Genomic DNA, 15498 nt, shown 5'->3' with positions numbered 1-15498 from the left:
TAACTCACTTCCTTACAATGTATGGAATGCTATTCTGTTCAAGAAATTCCCTCACTGGTTGATCATATATCTTCTTAAATTCTTCTGGCGCATTTTGAGTCGGTGCCGGAAGAGTAAACGAATTTTGACCATCACTCCGCCGAAGACCAACATAGGCGCGCTTATCCGTCCCCCGTTCTTTCATATCAGAGTGATAGATTTCAAAAACTTGACGCATCTCTAAACGTAATTGCCGGGCACTTAATACCGGTGAGAGAGTTGTGTATTCGTTATTGTGTAAGGCTGGTAAGCCCCATTCCTGCATTTGTTGATCAAACAAAGAATAAATCTTAACAATTGACCGGCGCATATCGAACGGTGACTTAATGGGCTTCTTTGTAATCTCAGCATACATCTTTTTTGCCGCGGCCAGTGCAAGCGGGTACTTTTCTGCTAAAGTTTTTTCATACTTTGAGAGGTGGTCACCGTAAAAGACCAGGGCATCCAAAAGGGTTAACAACCGTAACGTCCGTTCATCATCTTCCTCTTTTTCCGGAGTTAATGTATGCTCAATCCCCTTTAAATATTCCTCTTCAATTTTATCAGTAATAAAACCATGTTTACGTTGTTCTGCCACCACTACTCGATGCATAGCGATATTATACAAATCAGTTGACATAATCATCATCTGTTCATCGAGTTCCTTATCCCCAAGAGACAGTTGGAAAAAGATTTGTGGGAAACCTTTTAGTAACATCAAAAGGTGCAATAATTCGTGTGAAGCAGTGTAATTTGGCGCAGTCAAGTCAGTCACAATAATAACCAAGGCACCAGGAATAGTTTGTTGAGTTGCTTGGTCATGGCGAACATATCCTGATTTGTCACCATGAAACTGAACAAAGACACTACCTTCAGGATATAGACTATTAACCTGATCAAGAAGTGCCCGATTTTCTTTATTTAGTGTAATTCTCTCTTCAGTCATTAACTTGGTCCTTTCTGATCGTTGATAATATTTCTTTAGCAAGTGCTTGGTCAACATGTGATCGCTGCTTTAATTGTGCTACTACTAATGGTACTTCTGCTGGCGTTGCTCCGACACTTGCTGCTAATGACCGGTATTGGAGTTTCATATGACCAGCTTGAATCCCAGTGGTTGTCAATGCTCGTAAAGCAGCCAAATTTTGTGCCAATCCGACACTTGCTGTTACGGCTGCCAACTCTTTAGCACTCTTAATTTGACTAATATGATAGTTTATCTTAGTCATTTTATTTAATCCAATTGAACCACCAATTACACCAACTGGTAAAGGAAGAACAATTTTTCCTACCAAGTAGCCGTCCTGGATTTCCCAAGTACTTAAGCCGCGATATTGCCCATCACGAGCAGCGTAGGCATGGGCTCCGCTTTCAATCGCCCGCCAATCATTTCCACTGGCGATCATAACCGCATCAATCCCGTTCATTATTCCTTTATTATGGGTAGCTGCCCGATAAGGGTCAACTTGCGCAAGGTCACTAAGGCGGGCAATTCGTTGAGCAACCTCTTTACCATCCATCTCCGTAGTTGCTAAGTACCGAAAAGCAACTTTGCAAGTAGCAGTTTGCAGACTCTGCGTTGCAAGATTGCTTAAAATTGCGGTAATAACATGGAAGCCCTGGTCTGTTAACCATTTTCCAACCGCTTCTGCCATCGTATTGACACTATTAGCGCCCATTGCCTGACAAACATCGATCCCTAGGTCAATACTAATAAAGTCCCCAGGAGTGCGAACTTTCATCGACTTCGCACCTCCACCTCGTGCCTGCATTGAGGGGTGAGCCTGGTTAGCAATTGTTAAAATCTCATCTTGGTGTTCTAATAACCATGCTTTAACTGCTGCTTTATCGGACACATCGTCTAAAATAACTTGACCCACTAATTGACGGTCTTGCTGAGGGGCATTAAATCCTCCCGACCTGCTTACCCGGTGCGCACCATTGCTAGCAGCGGCTATGACTGATGGTTCTTCAACCACCATCGGCACAACATACTGACGATTGTTTACAGTTATATTTAAGGCTACTCCTTCAGGTAAAGAATAATCAGTAATATAATTTTCGACTAACTCATCCCCTAAGTCTGAACTTGTATTTGCTAATACTTGCTCTTCAATGGGGGATAGTTGACGAGCTTTTGTCAATTGTTGACGCCGATCATCGGCAGATAACTTATAAAAACCGTGTTGCCAATCAGTCATGGTGTCGCTTCCTTTGATTTACATATTCAGTGATGATTCCTTCGCGGACGCCACTCTCTGAAAAAATAACCCGACCATCACTGTTGCGTTGCAAAAGAGTTACAAGAGGCAGCATTCCGCCGATGATAATGTCTGCTCGTTCTGGTTCTAGACCAGTCATACGTTTACGCTGGGCCAAGTTACGATTTAGCAATTCACGATAAGTAGCAAATACTACTCGCGAGGAAAGCTGATACCCATGAATTGAACCATTTCGACGGTGATGGTGATGGTAAGACTGGGTCATGCGCGCCAAAGTCCGGTTAGCACCACCTAATAAAACAATCGGAACACGTGTCGCATAACGTAACCACGGAATTTTGGTCAATCGTTCGTTCATCGCTACCTGTGCACGAAAAAGGTCAGCCGAACGAACATAGCCATTTAAATGATATTGCTCTGATAAATTAACAGCGCCCACCGGAATAGAAATCAAGTTACGTGCTTTTCGCTGCTGTACCAATATCAATTCACAGCTTGCTCCACCAACGTCTAAAATTAAACAGTGGTTAAGCCGCAATGTTCGAACGACACCTAAGTAATCATAATAGGCTTCTTTTTTACCAGATAAAACTTGTAGATGAATACCAACTTCTTGCTGGACACGCTTCAAAAACTCTTGGCGATTTCGTGCCTGCCGAACTGCAGCAGTCGTGATCGCACGAACCTTAATATTGGGAATCTCTTGGTAGATTTTTTTAAATCGTTTTAGAGCCGCAATTGTGCGTTCAATTGCACTCTCTTGTAACATTTTTTCTCGTCCCATTCCCTCAGATAAACGTGTATTTTCTTTTACACGTCGAATTTCACGAAATCGTCCGTCTGGAGCAATTTCTGTTATTGCCATTCGGGCCGAGTTTGAGCCGAGGTCTACAATCGCGAGGTTTTCCACCATTTTCACCTCCGCTTTAATTAATTATTTTTCGTATAAATACATCTCTTTTATGTTACCATGTTCTGCTATGGGAGACACGAAAAAAAACGGGGCTCAGGGAAAAACTTATTTTCCTAGCAGCCTCGCTTTTTTAGTTTATATTTTTAGCCAAAGTAGTTAATCCCGATTGCATCACGAACTTCTTTAAGCGTCTGGTTTGCAACCTCATTTGCCCGTGCTGAGCCTTCTTTAAGAACTTGATCAACATAATCAATATTAGCTGCATACTCTTCGCGCCGCTTGCGAATTGGTTCAAGTTCAGCTTCAAGAACTTCATTTAAGTAGCGTTTGATCTTAACATCCCCAAGACCACCAGCTTGGTATTGCTCCTTCAATTTAGCAACTTGCTCCTTGTCTGGATCAAAGATGTCAAGGTAAGTAAAGACAGTATTGCCTTCAACATGACCAGGATCACTAACTTTGATATGTGTTGGATCAGTATACATCGACATTACTTTCTTTTGCACTGTATCAGCATCATCAGAAAGATAAATTGCATTGCCAAGGGACTTACTCATCTTTGCGTTACCATCTAGTCCTGGAATCCGACCCTGACCCTTTGGTGGAAACACTCCTTCAGGTTCAACTAAAATATCTTGTTGGTAAATCCGGTTGAACGTCCGCACAATTTCACGAGTTTGTTCAAGCATCGGTTCTTGGTCGTCACCAACCGGCACTGTATCAGCCTTAAATGCTGTAATATCTGCTGCTTGGCTTACTGGATAAGTAAAGAATCCAGCTGGCACACTTTCACCAAACTTCTTTTGCTTAATCTCAGTTTTAACAGTTGGGTTTCGGCGTAAACGCGCAACAGTTACTAAGTTAAGATAGTGCATCGTTAATTCACTCAATGCTGGAATTTGTGATTGAACCAAAATTGTCGATTTCTTTGGATCAATTCCAACTGCCAAATAATCAAGAGCAACTTCATGGAGACTACGGCGGATTTTTTCCGGGTCCCGGGCATTATCAGTCAATGCTTGTTGGTCAGCAATCATGATAAAAGTGTCATATTTACCTGTATTTTGTAATTCAACCCGATTCTTCAACGAACCTACATAGTGTCCAATATGCAACTTGCCAGTTGGTCGATCACCAGTTAAAATAACGTGTTTTTCTTCTGCCATTTTAAATTCCTCCTAAATTACAAAACGCCCTACTTAGTCATATAAACTAAATAGGACGCTTTTCGCGCGGTGCCACCTAAATTGCAATCATTATTGCCGCTCATTATGTATCTTGTTGTGACCATTTCGCACTTTGGGGACCTTTTCACCGACCGTCCCTCGCTAAGGCTCGCGCTACTTAATATAATTAATTTTAATCCAACTCCTACTAAAAAGGCAAGACAATCCTGAATATGACAAGTATAATAATATTAAACGTCGAACAGGAGTGGTCTATATGCGCTCAAAAAGAAATAAAACAATCGATTTCACGCTTGAGGAAGCTTCACCTGAGCTCCTCAATCAAATTATTCAGCCTACTGATAATCTCCAGACAATATCCGATAAGATTATCAATGGGGATTCCTTCAAGGTAATGACTAAATTATCACCACACCAGGTTGATCTCGCCCTTATTGACCCTCCTTACAACCTTAATAAACAGTACGATGGTTTAAGCTTTAAAAAAATGTCCACAAGCCAATATCAAACTTACACGCAAAAGTGGATTGACCTCTTAAAGCCATTATTAAAAGAAAATGCTAGTATCTATGTTTTTTCTGATTGGGCAACCAGCATGGCCTTAGCACCGATCCTCGAAAAAAATTTCACAATTCAAAATCGGATTACTTGGCAACGAGAAAAGGGCCGGGGTTCACTGAAAAATTGGAAAAATGGGATGGAAGATATTTGGTTCTTAACCGCGAACCCGAGTGATTACACCTTTAACGTCGACCAAGTTAAGCAACGACGACAGGTGGTAGCTCCTTATCGTCAAGATGGGGTAGCTAAAGACTGGCAAGCTACTAAAAATGGTAACTTTCGGGATACGATGCCTTCTAATTTTTGGGATGACATTTCAATTCCGTATTGGTCAATGCCAGAAAATACTGGTCACCCTACGCAAAAGCCCGAGAAATTGCTAGCAAAAATTATCCTTGCCAGTTCTAATCCTAATGACTTCATTTTTGATCCTTTTGCTGGTTCCGGTTCGAGTTTAGTGACTGCCGCTAAGCTTAACCGCCGTTATCTTGGAATCGAGCAAAGTCTTCTATATTGTGCATGGGGACAGTACCGACTTAATCAAATAAAAGATGATCCTAGCATCCAAGGCTACACTGACGGGGTCTTTTGGGAACGCAATACCTTGGCAGTACAACGAAAAATTAAACGCCAACAAAGGGCAAGTGATGAATAAATTAAAGAGAGGCTGTTGAAAAAACGAAGTTTTTTCTCAGCCTCTCTTTAATTCTACTGCTTATCCTTAATATCAAATTCTGGGAACCAAATACCAATTTCACGAGTAGCACTATTAACGTTATCAGACGTATGAATGATATTTCGCAAGTTACCATCAGGCCATTCACGACCATAGTCACCACGAATTGTTCCCCATTCAGCTTCACCAGGGTTAGTAGCACCTGCCATGTTATGAATAGCTTGAATTACATTAGTACCAGAAACAACAATTCCGACAATTGGTCCTTCTGTCATGTATTCTAACAATTCAGGGAAGAATGGTTTGTCAACTTTATCAAAATAATGTTGACGAAGCTTTTCTTCTGATGGGTCAATCATCTTAAGAGCTTCAATATTATATCCTTTCCGTTCAATACGGGTAATAATATCTCCAATATGACGAGTCTTTACCCCATCAGGCTTTACTAGTACAAGTGTGTATTCGTCTTTAACCATGGCGAAGCATCTCCTTTTTCTATATCTACTCCATTAGATTATCATAAGTCGACACTTCTTGAAAGCGTTTTTAAACAATAGAAAAATTTAATTTTTGTTTGGCAATTGATATTCAATCGTTAAAAGACGCCCAGCTTTCTCGTTAATTGCGTCACTAACTGAACCGTTGCTTAAAAGGACCAGTTCATGCATTGCCCGTGATGCCATTGTATAGATCATACCGACTTCATCAGTATTAGCTAGGTTTTTAGCAGAGACATCTGCAGCAAGGACAGCGTCGAATTCAAGCCCCTTTGCTAAGTAAATTGGGAGAATTAAGATTCCCTTTGGCAATTCACTTGCATCCTTATCTAGGAGATGAATATTTTCAACCTTTTGCCGGCGAAGTAATTGATAAATAACAGCGGCTTGCTCTTGATTCTTGGTTAAGATCGCTACAGTTTCATGTTCGGCAGCTAGTTTAAGCGTCTCATCTAACAAGCTTTGCTGACTCTCTTTATCAGAATAACGGACTAACAAGCGTGGTTTCTTTCCATGGCGAGTGAAGGAAATTATCTTATCTCCATCCGGCAACAAGGCCTTCGCAAAATTAGTAATCTCCGTCGTGGAACGATAACTCCGCCGTAAAGCAATTAAATTAGGTCGCTTTGCCTTTAATACCCCACTAAGTTTGTTTAATAAGTCCTCCGGTAACTGCAATGGCTTAAAAAGAGCCTGTTCACTATCACCGAGGACCGTAAACTTAGCTTGGGGAAAGGCGTGTTTTAAGTAGATTAACATCGCTGTCGAATAATCTTGCATCTCATCAATAAATACATATTGAAAAGAACGATTTTGTCCTGTACCGGAAATCAAATCACGCAGATACATCAAAGGTGCCGCATGCATTAATTCCAGCCGATGATATTCAATCTCATCTTGAAAAGCAAGAATCATTGTTGCCCATTCCCGCTGACTAATTGTTTTAGGTACCTCAACCTGATGCAAAAACTTATTATATTGATTATAAAAATCGAGAAAGTAATTATTATAGATCGCATCTGCAATCACACGTAAGCGTCGTTTAGCTAAGCGCCGCGAAAGGTAAGCATATTGCTCATCTTCATCCTTAAAGTCATCAATTGTCTTCTTACCATAAAGGTTGTGCAATTGTTGTAAATCAAGTGAATCCAGTTCTTTAGCTACCCAATCTTTTTTAGCTTCATCTTTAACTCGCCGCTGCAATTCACGAATTAACTTATTTTTTAATTGAACTAACTTATCAGCAGGAGCCATCGTCAATGGTAATTCTTTATAAAGATCTTTGACGTGGTCAGCTGAAAAGAAAACTTGACCATTAAAGCGAATATCAGCAAACTGCAAATCCTCAATTGTCATTTTCTCGACATAATGTGCAATTGACGTCATAAAAGATTCGCTTTCAATAAAGTCAGCCACAACATGAGAAGCATTTTCAGGTTTTTGCCGTTCTTCGTAGCGATCAAATAATGTTTCTACTTGCAAGCCTTCAAAACGCCGCCGGATAAACCCTTCTAATGTTACTTGCCGCATATTTCTTTCACCAAGACTTGGCAAAACTTCAGAAATGTAGTGGCTAAATAAATTATTGGGACTAAAGAGGACAATCTGGTCAGCATTCAATTCTGTTCGACTATGATAAAGCAAGTATGCAATTCGTTGAAGGATCGCTGAAGTCTTTCCTGAACCAGCCACTCCTTGTACTAGCAAAAGATCACTACGCGTATCACGGATAATATCATTTTGCTCTTTTTGAATTGTTGCCACAATATTATGCATATACTGGTCATTTTGCTTTCCAAGAGCTGCTTGCAAAACTTCATCACCAACCGTTTCATTGGTATCGAACATGTTAGTGATCTTACCATCCTTAATAGTGAATTGGCGTTTCTTTTTTAATTCTGTGGTTTGCATCCCAGCTGGCGTTTCATAATTGACTTTCCCAAGGGTACCATTATAGTAAACCCCAGAAATCGGTGCCCGCCAGTCATAAATTAAAAAGTCTGTTTTATCTTCATTCATTAAGGAAGAAGTACCAATATATAGCGTTTCACTCTTATCTTCACCAGGATCTTGAATATCAATCCGGCCAAAATACGGTGACCCTTTTAAGTTTTTCAAAGTTCTTAACTGGTGCTTTAGAATTGATTCACTTTCCGCTGCTCGTGAAACCAATTGTCGCTGCTGTTCAATCATTGACCGAGATTCAGCAATATCATCAACTTCATAACGGTTAATAGATGCATTTTCACTATAATTACGTTCAACTGCCCGTGTTTCACGATGAGCATCTTCAACAGCTTTAGTGGTAGCAGCTACCTGTTGGTCAATTTGTTTTTCAACATTATCAACCCGCGCTTGCTCCGTTTCTCGTTCATGATTTTCCATCAAAAGCCCCCTTTACTCAAGTTCGTTGGCTGATCGTTTCAATGCATTCTTTAAAATAAATGGCGCTAATACAGTTGCGATAATAATCACGGTAATTACATCTGAATAATACATTGGCGAAAGAAGATGTGCTTCATAACCAATCTGGGCTGTAATCAATCCCATTTCACCACGAGCAACCATCCCACTACCGACAACATAAGAACTTGGCATGCTAAAGCCAGATAGCTTAGCACCCGCTCCACATCCAAGCAGTTTTGTTAAGCATGCAAGGATTGTCATTACAATAACAAAGACAAACGATTCACCAATATTATCAAAGCGCATGTTCAAGCCTACACTGACAAAGAATAGCGGAATAAACATTGCATATCCAATTGGAATAAAACTCCGGTCAACAACTTCTTTATGCTTGGTGTTAGCCACAGCAATTCCAGCGAAGAAGGAGCCAACAGCCCCACTCAAGCCAACATAATCAGCAATCGCGGCCATGCCTAAACAGATAATCATCGCCATTACCGACGTTGAAGCAACTGTTAATAGGCGATCACTCATATGAATCAGGTAAGGTGCTAACCAACGAATCAATAGGTAAGTTCCACCAAAGAACACTAACTGCATCAAGAGGACAATTCCTAAAGGCTGACCATTGCCGTGACCACTATTGCTGCTTCCATTGATTACACTAATCATCACACTTAACAAGATAACACCAATAATATCATCGGCAACCGCTGCTCCAAGCACTGTTGCCCCCTCTCGGCTATCTAGGCGATTAAATTCACGTAATACTGCAACTGAAATACTAACAGATGTTGTCGCAAAAATAACCCCGATAAAAAGTGATTCAAGCTTAGTAAAGCCAAACATATAACTTACCGGTCCCATAATTACAATGGGAACAATTACCCCCAAAAGCGCCACAACAACAGCGTGCTTCAAGTATTTTCTTAGTAAGGATAGGTCGCTTTCCAATCCTGCGATGAACATCAAGATAATAACCCCAATTTCCTGAAATTCATTCATCATTGAATTTAAATGAACCCAATCTAAAACAGCGGGTCCTGCAATGATTCCAACTAGGATTTGTCCAATCACTTCTGGAATTTCAACGCGACGACATAAGTGTGCTACGATCTGGGTTGCAAGCAATAACCCCGCCAACACTGCAATAAATTCCATTTCTTTTCCTCCAATTTATCAATTAAGCTAATGCTACATAATTTTGATTTTAACATAGCTGTAATTTCAATCCTAATTATATTACTAGCAAGGTCATATTCTTATAAAGAAGAAAAGAGATTTAGAAAAACGAATCGTTTTTCTAAATCTCTTTTCTTAGTTCATTTTAAGCCATCTAGCGGGTTCGAACCGCCGACCTCATCCTTACCATGGATGTGCTCTACCTAGCTGAGCTAAGATGGCGCTTAAAGTATACCCGAAGATAGTCTTAAATTGCAAGAGTTACCAACCTAACTCTTCTGCATTTGCGGGAACTGCTAATTTACCAGCGGCTAATTCCGCGAATGCTTGATCAATCATCGCAAAAGCTTGATCTAATTCTTTCTCTGTAATAACTAATGGTGGTTGGAAACGAAGAATACTCCCCCGTAAACTAATGATAATTGCTCCTAATTCAAAGATGCGGTACATTAGCTTGGTTGTTGCTTCTGTATCACCTTTTCCCGTAACTGGATCAATGATATCAATACCACCATCGAGTCCATACATTCGAACATCACCTACAAAGGGATATTTTTGCTGTTCAAGCTTAAAGAATTCAGCTGCTTTTTTGCCAAGTCGTTGTGAACGCTCTAAAAGATGCTCATTTTGAATAACATCTAAGGTCGCGTTTGCTGCTGCAGTCGTAACCGGGTTACCAGCTGTAGTGTAAACATTGGCTGGGGCCCCTAATGATTCCAGAATCTCCTTACGACCAATCATTGCACTAAGCGGCATTCCCGAAGCTAACGACTTACCAACAGACATTAAATCTGGTTCAATCCCAAAATGCTGGATCGACCACCATTTGCCAGTCCGCCCCATCCCTTGATTAACTTCATCAACAGCAAAGAGAATTCCATTAGCTTTAGCAAACTCGTATACCTTTTGCATATAAGCAGGAGGAGTCTTAACAATTCCCCCATCACCTTGAATTGGTTCAATAAGGATTGCAGCCACTTCATCAACTGGCAAATAAGTTTCAAAAGGCAGCATAAATTGATGGAACATCCGCTCAACAAACGCCTCGTCACTTTCATTAGTTAATCGTTCCCAGGGACTAGGGAATGGTACTTTTACTACGCCTGGTAGCATTGGGCCCATTTTTCGTGTCATATTTAATGAAACACCTGACAAGCTCATTGAACCGTAAGTTGAACCATGATAGGCCCCCGTAAAGGAAATAATATATTGGCGTCCAGTATATGCTCGCGCAAATTTAATAATTGCGTCATTAGCATCCGAACCAGAATTACCCCATACCATTTCAACTGGCCCACTTATCGGCGCTAATTCTGCTAATCGAGGTGCTAACCGCGCTGCTTGTGAATTAGCAAAGTACGCTGGAGTATACTGAATCATTTTAGCTGCTTGTTCTTGAATAGCTTGTACTACTCGCGGATGCGCATGACCAGTATTAGTCGAACTAGCACTGGCAAGCAAATCGATATAATCATTTCCTTCTATATCAGTAACCATTGCCCCCCGTCCATGATCTAATACAATATCGTAGTACTTAATCCGGGCAGCAGTTGCAAATGCATTTTGTTCTTCTAATAAAACATCTCTATTCGTTTTCTTCTGCTTCAGTTTCGTTTTTAACATTTTGTCCATCTTCTTTCTTTGCCATTGACGAGTGGCGCATTCCATAAGCAAAGTAAATAATTAAGCCAAAGATAAACCAGATACCAGCGTAAAGTTTTGCTTGGTAATCTAATCCCATAAACACAAGTAATGAAGCAAGAAAACCTAGAGCTGGTAATACTGGATAGAATGGCATCTTAAATGAAGGATTTGGAATATCTTTTCCTTCACGACGACGTAATGCATAAACACCAAGTGAAACAAACATAAAGGCAATCAACGTACCGGCTGAGATCAATTGGGAAAGAAAGGCGAATGGGAAGAAGGCACCGATCAAAACAGCACCAATTGTAAGTGTCCAAAGTGCACGGTTTGGTCGATTATGTTCATCAAGTTTCCCAAGCCATTTTGGCAACATTCCATCACGACCAAATGAGTAAATCAACCGCGAACCAGCCATACTCATCCCAATCAAGGCGGTAAACATTCCTAGAACAGCAATTGTTTGAACAACAGTTGCTACACCACTATGATGAGCTGCACGTAATGCAAGCCCAACTGGTTCAGCACTATTAGCGTATTGTTGATATGGTAATACCCCAATCAATACAAGACTAACTGCTATAAAAAGAACAACTGCGATTACTAAGGAACCAAGGATTCCACGTGGCATCGTTTTTTGTGGATTGATTGCTTCCGCTGAATTAGCAGCAATTGAGTCAAATCCGATATAGGAAAGGAAAATCATCGATACCCCGGCATATATACCTTGCCAACCACCAAATGCACCATTAGCTGTTTCATGGTATTGTGGAATAAATGGCATAAAATTGCTTGCTTTTATAGCGGTTAAACCAACAACAATAAAAAGTAAAATTGCAAAAACTTTAAGAATAACAAGAAGATTTTCAACACGAGCAGCTTGTGATACCCCGCGTGAAATTAAGAGGGCTACTAAAATAATTACAACAACTGAAACAATATCAACAACTCCGCCTTCTGTACCAAAAGCATTTGATAATGAAGCAGGCAACTTCCAGCCAAGCGGAACAAATAATGCCCGAAAGTTAGCAGAGAGACCAGACCCAACAAAGGCCAAAGCAATAAAGTATTCAGCTAATAGTGCCCAACCAGCGACCCAACCAAAAAATTCTCCAAACACGACGTTAATCCATGAATAGGCTGAACCAGCAAACGGCATTGCAGCAGCCATTTCTGCATAGGCGAAGGCAACTAGCCCGGCCACGATCGCAGCAATTAAAAAAGAGATAACTACTGAAGGTCCTGTATGCATTGCGGCCACTTCACCAGGAAGAGTGAAAATGGAAGTGGACACAATCGTTCCAACACCTAAAGCTAAAAAGTCCCGCACCTTCAAAGATCGAACTAAATGACCGTCTTTATTATCATAAACACGCGGGTCTTCTTTACGTGTAATTGTTTTCCAAAAACTCATAATCATCCTCCTTTTTTAAATGATTAAAATTTGATTAGAATTATAAGAAAATCTTTAATACATTTTACCAAGGTGCTCTTCTCTGGTCAATCGTTTATTTAAATTAATTAAAGAAAGCGATTTCTACATTTACATCCATATTAAACATTTTTTTCTTAACATAAATTGATGTCATATTGCTAGCCCCCCAATTTTACAAATAATAATTTAATGAGTATAAAATGAGGTTATTACCCTTCGCTATTTTAATCATTCGGGTTAAAATAGTTATAATCATATTCGAAAAGAGTGATTTTATATGTTATCACCAGATGAAATTCGTTACTCAATCAAGGTCATGCGGCATACATTTCCCAAAGCAGGAACAACTTTGATTGCTGACACAAACTACCACTTTCTTTTGGCTACAATCTTGAGTGCACAGTCAACAGATCAATCTGTCAATGAAGTAACGCCAGCACTATTCGCTCGTTTTCCGTTGCCAGCAGATTTAGCAGGGGTTGAACCCGCAGAAGTTGAGCCTTATATCAAAAGATTAGGGCTTTATCGAAATAAAGCTAAGTTCTTAGTCAAAACTTCTCAACAAATTGTTACTGACTTTAACGGTGAGGTTCCCCACACCCTCAAAGAGCTAATGACCTTATCTGGAGTTGGGAGGAAAGTTGCTGATGTTGTCCTTGCAGAATGCTTTAACATTCCAGCTTTCCCAGTTGATACCCACGTTAGTCGTGTTGCCCGCCGCCTTAGAATGGTTGAACCCAAAGCATCCGTTCTTGCAATTGAAAAGAAATTAATGAAAACTATACCTCCTGAACATTGGTTAGATGCTCATCATAGTATGATTTTTTGGGGTAGATATATCTGCAGAGCAAGAAATCCTAAATGTCAAACTTGTCCACTGTTATCACTCTGCGTAACAGGCCAAAATAATATGATTTAACTTAGAAGATTTTAGAAGATCATGGATAATAATAAAATGAGAGAAATAGACAAAAATCAATATATTGGAAGTGGCTTTAGTGCTTATGGCGGTGAATTAGAAGTCTTATTAACCTACCAAGATGATAAGATTCAAGATTTACAAGTAATCAAACATCATGAATCTGAAATGGGTCAATGGGCTTTAGATGAACTTCCCGGTAAAATTATTGCGGCTAATAGTGCAGATGTGGATGGTATTACTGGGGCCAGTGCAACAAGCCGTGCAATTAAAGAAGCAACTAAAGATGCACTGCAACAGGCACGACAAAATTAAGTATAAATACAACAATGGAGCTGTGACATAAGTTAGGTCACTTCTATAAAATACGAACAGCGCAGTACAATAATGGCCTTCAGCGTCCGGCAAATGTCGAACACTGAAGGCCTATTGTTGCTTGCGGGGGCTCCCAGAGGCTAGCTTCGCGTCGAAAAACGAAGTCACGAGTGACTTCTGTCTCGCTCCCATTTTCTTTTCTTACATAAAATTAAACATTTAATCGTTAGCAGCTGCTTTTCTTTCCCGTCCTAAAACAAGCGTTATTACCCAGGAAATAATTAGGAATATCGATACGAACCAATATGGATATTGATAATTAACATCTAATAAATAGCCACTAATAAGAGGCCCAATAATATTTCCCACACTTGTCAATGACATATTTACCCCGTTCAATAATCCTTGGTTTGTCTTGCTCATCTTAGTTAACAATGTAGTAATTGTTGGGCGCAACAGATCGAACGCTTCAAAAACAAACAAGGTTGCAATAATGATATGCCAATGATTGTGATCATAAATCACCATGATCGTTCCAACTAAACTAAGGAAAAAACTGTATCGCATTAGTCGAACTTCTCCCAGCCAACGAACTAGCCGATCAAAGAAAAAGACTTGCAGAATAAGCGAAATAATCCCGTTGAGGGTTAAAACAAGCGCTATTGCGTTTAAGTCAAAATTATGAACTTCATTGACATATAAACTATAGATACTTTCAAAGCCAGCTAATCCAAATGAAGCTACAAAGATCATTCCAAAGAGCGTGATTAGTATTGGGGTCATAATTTGTTTCAACTGACTCCAACCACCAGTCAATAATTCATTTTCCGGATTTTTAGTTTCACTCTTAAATAGTTCATCCTCATCGTGAGGTAAAAAGCGCCAAGCAACAACCGTACTAATCAATCCCAGAATACCAGCAACCCAAAATGGGAATTTATAATTTACATGCGCTAACATTCCACCAAGACCTGGTCCTAAAATTAATCCCCCACTAAAAGCTGCTGACAACCACCCAATAACTTTGGCGCGGTCTTTTTCACTAGTAATGTCTGCCGCTAATGCCATTGATGTTGGCACAAACATAGCTGCTGATAATCCATCGACAGCCCGTGATAAGTCAAATAACCATAAATGCTGTGCTAAGGCAAAAATAAATTCAGCAATCGCAAATATCAGCAATCCCCATACTAACATTGGTTTTCGTCCAACCTTGTCTGAAATCCGACCAACAATGGGTGAAGCAATAAATTGCACAAACGCAAATAGGGAAGACATCACTCCCATGTCAAAGGCAGTAAAGTGGTATTCATTTTTAATGAACGGTTCAACTGGGAAGATAAGACTCATTCCGAGACAAATCAAAAACTCACAAAAAAGGACTACAAAGATTACACGCTTTACTTCTTTTGTCATGATATATTTCCTTTCTATATTTTTACAGAATAAAAGTGGTGCCACCAAATTTATCTGATGACGCCACTTTTATTTGTTAAGTATAGAAGCAACTCTACCATGCATAA

13 protein-coding genes and 1 tRNA gene are annotated in these 15498 nt (G+C 40.0%); 3 read left to right on the top strand and 11 right to left on the bottom strand.

Annotated elements, in window-relative coordinates; all coding sequences use genetic code 11:
- Window positions 1-4: 4 nt before the first annotated feature.
- From SH603_RS02075 to trpS, 4 genes are all read right to left on the bottom strand, one after another.
- Window positions 5-964 carry an IpaB/EvcA family protein gene (locus SH603_RS02075; RefSeq protein WP_321534023.1) on the bottom strand — a complete coding sequence of 320 codons (960 nt, stop codon included), beginning with the start codon at window positions 962-964 and terminating at the stop codon, window positions 5-7.
- Complete coding sequence (locus tag SH603_RS02070; RefSeq protein WP_169470832.1) at window positions 957-2219, bottom strand: hydroxymethylglutaryl-CoA reductase, degradative; 1263 nt, start codon at window positions 2217-2219, stop codon at window positions 957-959. The genes SH603_RS02075 and SH603_RS02070 overlap by 8 nt, the downstream gene beginning before the upstream one ends.
- Entirely contained in the window at window positions 2212-3153 is a 942-nt protein-coding gene (locus SH603_RS02065; RefSeq protein WP_003667177.1) for a Ppx/GppA family phosphatase, read from the bottom strand. Before SH603_RS02065 ends, SH603_RS02070 begins: the two co-directional genes overlap by 8 nt.
- 143 nt (window positions 3154-3296) lie before the next feature.
- Complete coding sequence (gene trpS / locus SH603_RS02060) at window positions 3297-4319, bottom strand: tryptophan--tRNA ligase (RefSeq protein WP_169470833.1); 1023 nt, start codon at window positions 4317-4319, stop codon at window positions 3297-3299.
- 277 nt (window positions 4320-4596) lie between these two features.
- Between trpS and SH603_RS02055 the strand changes: the two genes are divergently transcribed.
- The gene (locus SH603_RS02055; protein ID WP_169470834.1) at window positions 4597-5556 is read left to right on the top strand and encodes a DNA-methyltransferase; all 960 of its coding nucleotides are present in this window, start codon (window positions 4597-4599) and stop codon (window positions 5554-5556) included.
- A 53-nt stretch (window positions 5557-5609) separates the two neighbouring features.
- On the opposite strand, the gene ndk is transcribed toward SH603_RS02055, so the two are convergent.
- The 6 genes from ndk to SH603_RS02025 all read right to left on the bottom strand — a co-directional run bounded on the left by ndk (window position 5610) and on the right by SH603_RS02025 (window position 12720).
- Window positions 5610-6053 carry a nucleoside-diphosphate kinase gene (gene ndk / locus SH603_RS02050; RefSeq protein ID WP_003665559.1) on the bottom strand — a complete coding sequence of 148 codons (444 nt, stop codon included), beginning with the start codon at window positions 6051-6053 and terminating at the stop codon, window positions 5610-5612.
- Between the two features lie 87 nt (window positions 6054-6140).
- Window positions 6141-8459, bottom strand: a complete 2319-nt coding sequence (helD, locus tag SH603_RS02045; protein WP_169472615.1) for an RNA polymerase recycling motor HelD — start codon at window positions 8457-8459, stop codon at window positions 6141-6143.
- A 12-nt stretch (window positions 8460-8471) separates the two neighbouring features.
- Window positions 8472-9641, bottom strand: a complete 1170-nt coding sequence (locus tag SH603_RS02040; protein WP_321534022.1) for a cation:proton antiporter — start codon at window positions 9639-9641, stop codon at window positions 8472-8474.
- Between the two features lie 169 nt (window positions 9642-9810).
- Window positions 9811-9884: transfer RNA gene (locus SH603_RS02035), tRNA-Thr, on the bottom strand.
- A 39-nt stretch (window positions 9885-9923) separates the two neighbouring features.
- Window positions 9924-11285: an aspartate aminotransferase family protein gene (locus tag SH603_RS02030; RefSeq protein ID WP_169470836.1), complete on the bottom strand. Its 1362-nt coding sequence runs from the start codon at window positions 11283-11285 to the stop codon at window positions 9924-9926.
- Window positions 11248-12720 carry an APC family permease gene (locus SH603_RS02025; protein ID WP_065533600.1) on the bottom strand — a complete coding sequence of 491 codons (1473 nt, stop codon included), beginning with the start codon at window positions 12718-12720 and terminating at the stop codon, window positions 11248-11250. Before SH603_RS02025 ends, SH603_RS02030 begins: the two co-directional genes overlap by 38 nt.
- A 298-nt stretch (window positions 12721-13018) precedes the next feature.
- Here SH603_RS02025 and nth point away from each other — a divergent pair, with 298 nt between their 5' ends.
- Together nth and SH603_RS02015 are read left to right on the top strand one after the other, a co-directional pair.
- A complete protein-coding gene (gene nth, locus SH603_RS02020; RefSeq protein WP_321534021.1) occupies window positions 13019-13660 on the top strand; it encodes an endonuclease III in 642 nt (213 codons plus the stop codon).
- 21 nt (window positions 13661-13681) lie between these two features.
- Window positions 13682-13975 carry an FMN-binding protein gene (locus SH603_RS02015; protein WP_065533598.1) on the top strand — a complete coding sequence of 98 codons (294 nt, stop codon included), beginning with the start codon at window positions 13682-13684 and terminating at the stop codon, window positions 13973-13975.
- 219 nt (window positions 13976-14194) lie between these two features.
- Here SH603_RS02015 and SH603_RS02010 read toward each other — a convergent pair whose 3' ends face one another.
- Window positions 14195-15391, bottom strand: a complete 1197-nt coding sequence (locus SH603_RS02010) for an MFS transporter (RefSeq protein WP_321534020.1) — start codon at window positions 15389-15391, stop codon at window positions 14195-14197.
- Between the last annotated feature and the right edge of the window lie 107 nt (window positions 15392-15498).

Source organism: Limosilactobacillus reuteri (genome assembly GCF_034259105.1).
Lineage (GTDB): Bacteria > Bacillota > Bacilli > Lactobacillales > Lactobacillaceae > Limosilactobacillus > Limosilactobacillus reuteri_G.
This window is presented reverse-complemented; position numbering and strand designations above follow the sequence as displayed.